Origin of the sequence: Thermovirga sp. (assembly GCA_012523215.1) — a bacterium.
GTDB lineage: Bacteria > Synergistota > Synergistia > Synergistales > Thermovirgaceae > 58-81.
In genome coordinates this window covers 1-2,821 of the sequence record JAAYIZ010000325.1, presented here as the reverse complement: position 1 = coordinate 2,821, position 2,821 = coordinate 1, and the positions used below count along the sequence as shown (strand labels likewise).

The following is a 2,821-nucleotide window of genomic DNA, read 5'->3' as shown; positions in this document are numbered from 1 at the left end:
GACAAGTTCGGCATCATCCATAACTCCTTCGGCAAGGCGGGATTTCCCTTTGAAAACCTGTACGAAAACGGCAAGGCCCTCCTGAGAGCCATCGTCAGGGCAAGGCCGCCCGCGACCAAGGGGCAGTACATCAAGAGCCTGGCCGTGACTTCGACCATGGGGGCGTCCTTCAGGATCGACCCCAACGCGGCCGTTAAAGAACTGGCCACGGAATAGGCACGCTGGATATTCCCTGGGGAAACCTGTTATAATTTCGCCGTTCCATCGACCGTAGACAGCCGGTGCGCGCCTTTTGCGCTTAATGACTTGCCCGCCGAGGTCTGGAAGAGCCTGACGCATGCCACACCTATGTGTTCAGATCTCCCGGGCCCGAAGGGTCCGGGAGTTTTTTATGCGAGGAGGTGAATAAATGCCTTCGCAATTGAAGATCGATCAGGTTGAGTCGCTAAGGGAAAAACTGCAGGAATCGGAAGCCCTTTTCGTATGCGAATACAGGGGGCTGAATGTCTCGAAGATAACCGCCCTCCGGGCGGCCATCCGCGGCGCCGGCGGCGAGATGAACGTGGCCAAGAACACCCTCATGGGGATAGCCCTTCGCGAGGAGTCCATGCCCGTTCCCGACTCCATCATGACCGGCCCCAACTCCTTCACCATCGCCTATGAAGATGCCGCGGCGGTGGCAAAGGTGATAAGGGACTTCTCCCGAGAGAGGGGCAACGAAGCCCTCGTCATAAAGGGAGCCATCCTGGGAGACGACATCCTCTCCGTGGAGCAGGTCAGGGCCCTGGCCGACCTGCCTTCGAGGGAGGTCCTGCTGGCGCAACTGGCTGGGACCATGATCGGCCCGGTCAGGGGCCTGGTCACGGTGCTCTCCGGCACCACCCGCGGGCTCGTGACGTGCCTGGAAAGGATAAAAGAACAGAAGGAAGAAATAGCCGCCTGACCAGTGAAAAGTACCAATGGGTGTAAATTAAAAAGGAGGAACAGGAAATGACCGCAGCCAAAAAGGCAGCAGAAGGCGAAGAAGTAGTCACTGAAGCGACCGAAGTGAAGGAAGAAAAGGAAGAGAAGAAACCCGCGAAGAAGGCCGCGGCCAAGGGCCTTTCCAAGGAAGATATCCTCACCGCCATCGAGGGAATGACCGTCCTCGAACTATCCGAACTGGTTAAGGAACTCGAGGACAAGTTTGGCGTATCCGCCGCCGCCCCGGCCATGGCCATGCCCATGATGGGCGCGATGCCCGGCGGCGCCGCCCCCGTGGAGGAAGAGAAGACCGAGTTCGATGTCATCCTCAAGAACACCGGCACGAACAAGATTGCGACCATCAAGGTCGTGCGCGAACTGACCGGCCTTGGCCTCAAGGAGGCCAAGGACCTCGTCGACGGCGCCCCCAAGCCCGTAAAGGAAGGCGTCTCCAAGGAAGAGGCCGAGGAGATCAAGAAAAAGATCGAAGAAGCCGGCGCCGACGTGGAACTCAAGTAACCTGTACCTCGATTTTGGATTTGCAGAAGGGAGTCCGACCTTGTCGGACTCCCTTTTTTATTCCCGGAGACCTTGCCTGATTGCCCATGGCGGAAAAATCTTAAAAGTATTACAATTATCTTATGAAAAACACGGCATCTTTTCGACCTGGTAAACAAAGGAAGGGATTTTCCCTCGTCGAGGCCCTCATCGCCATGGTCGTCCTCGCCATCGCGCTCCTGGCTCTGGCGGGCGTAGTCGTATCCACGACGATGCTGATGGGCCACACCATCGACAAGGAGAAGGCCGTGGACCTGGCCGTAGAAAAATTGGAGGTCCTGGAAGCCGATTACGATGAAATAGAGGATGGCCTGGAAAAACCCGACAACAGCAAATTTATACTCACCTGGACAGTAAACGATGCGGTCGGAACAGGCGGAAAAGAGATCACCCTCCATGTCCGGTGGAACGGGGCGCTGGGGAGCAGGGAAGTCACCCTGGAGCGGTTTGTCGCCGACCCCAAACCGGAATGATCCTTATCTCTAAAAGGGGAATAAGACATGGCAGTGAGAAACGTTCCGTTTTTTAGAAAACTGAGAGGCTTCACCTTCGCAGAGATCCTCGTCGCCATCCTCATCATGGCGATAGTGGCGGGCAGCGTTCTGATGCTCGGTTATACCTACATCAAGCACTTCGAGCAGGCCAACGAGATCACTATTGCCAAGGACCGCGCGACCATGGTCCTCTCCTACCTCGAAAAAAGGATCCTCCATACAGGTCTTGGTATGCCCGTTTCGGCCGATGAGTTTGCCGATTCCTTTGAAGGTCTCTGGGTCCACCAGGATTTTCAGGGCGAGCGATGGCAAGGATCCGTCCACCAGCCGGAACCGCCCGGAACCTTGGAACAGTACAATGAAAGCGAGGAACTCCTGGTCGCTTACGCCGTACCCACTTCAATTTTTTCGATCTCTTCAGGGGATGTAAACAACAATGATTTGAATCCTACCACTATTGAAGTTTCGGATCTGGATGAAGAGAAGTTGGTTGAAGATCTCACGGGCCAAACAACAAATGGATGGGTAGTATTCCCCTCGGCAAAATGGCCATTCAAAGCCAGGAAGACAAGTGGTTATTCTTCTGACCCCAAAACAATTACACTTTCTGTGAACGGACAAAAGAACAGATCTATTTTTGAAAATGATAATCTTCACTATGTAAGATTCATGGAAGTCAAGGCCGAGGGCGGGTCCTTCAAAGCTAGGGACCTCGCACGCTTGAATATGAAAAGCGGGCTGCAGCCCATTGTGGAAGGGGTCCTTGATTGCCGCTTCAGGCTGGATAGAAATGGAGTACTCACCGT

At 54.8% G+C, this 2,821-nt stretch carries 5 protein-coding genes and 1 other annotated feature; all 5 genes read left to right on the top strand.

Annotation, left to right across the window (positions count from 1 at the left end):
* A partial coding sequence (locus tag GX108_08575; protein NLO57076.1) for a 50S ribosomal protein L1 occupies nt 1-216 on the top strand: 216 nt, incomplete at its 5' end.
* Between the two features lie 34 nt (nt 217-250).
* Nucleotides 251-400: a sequence feature (ribosomal protein L10 leader region), on the top strand.
* Between the two features lie 9 nt (nt 401-409).
* Entirely contained in the window at nt 410-943 is a 534-nt protein-coding gene (locus tag GX108_08570; GenBank protein ID NLO57075.1) for a 50S ribosomal protein L10, read from the top strand.
* A gap of 47 nt (nt 944-990) precedes the next feature.
* Entirely contained in the window at nt 991-1,482 is a 492-nt protein-coding gene (rplL, locus tag GX108_08565) for a 50S ribosomal protein L7/L12 (GenBank protein NLO57074.1), read from the top strand.
* 122 nt (nt 1,483-1,604) lie between these two features.
* Complete coding sequence (locus GX108_08560) at nt 1,605-1,994, top strand: prepilin-type N-terminal cleavage/methylation domain-containing protein (GenBank protein ID NLO57073.1); 390 nt, start codon at nt 1,605-1,607, stop codon at nt 1,992-1,994.
* 27 nt (nt 1,995-2,021) lie between these two features.
* Nucleotides 2,022-2,821, top strand: an 800-nt coding sequence (locus GX108_08555) for a type II secretion system protein (protein NLO57072.1), incomplete at its 3' end; no start/stop codon positions are given.

Bases quoted from the DNA above. Each gene is read 5' to 3' on its own strand.
- GX108_08570 (NLO57075.1), top strand. From the start codon at position 410: ATGCCTTCGCAATTGAAGATCGATCAGGTTGAGTCGCTAAGGGAAAAA.
- rplL (NLO57074.1), top strand. From the start codon at position 991: ATGACCGCAGCCAAAAAGGCAGCAGAAGGCGAAGAAGTAGTCACTGAA.
- GX108_08560 (NLO57073.1), top strand. From the start codon at position 1,605: ATGAAAAACACGGCATCTTTTCGACCTGGTAAACAAAGGAAGGGATTT.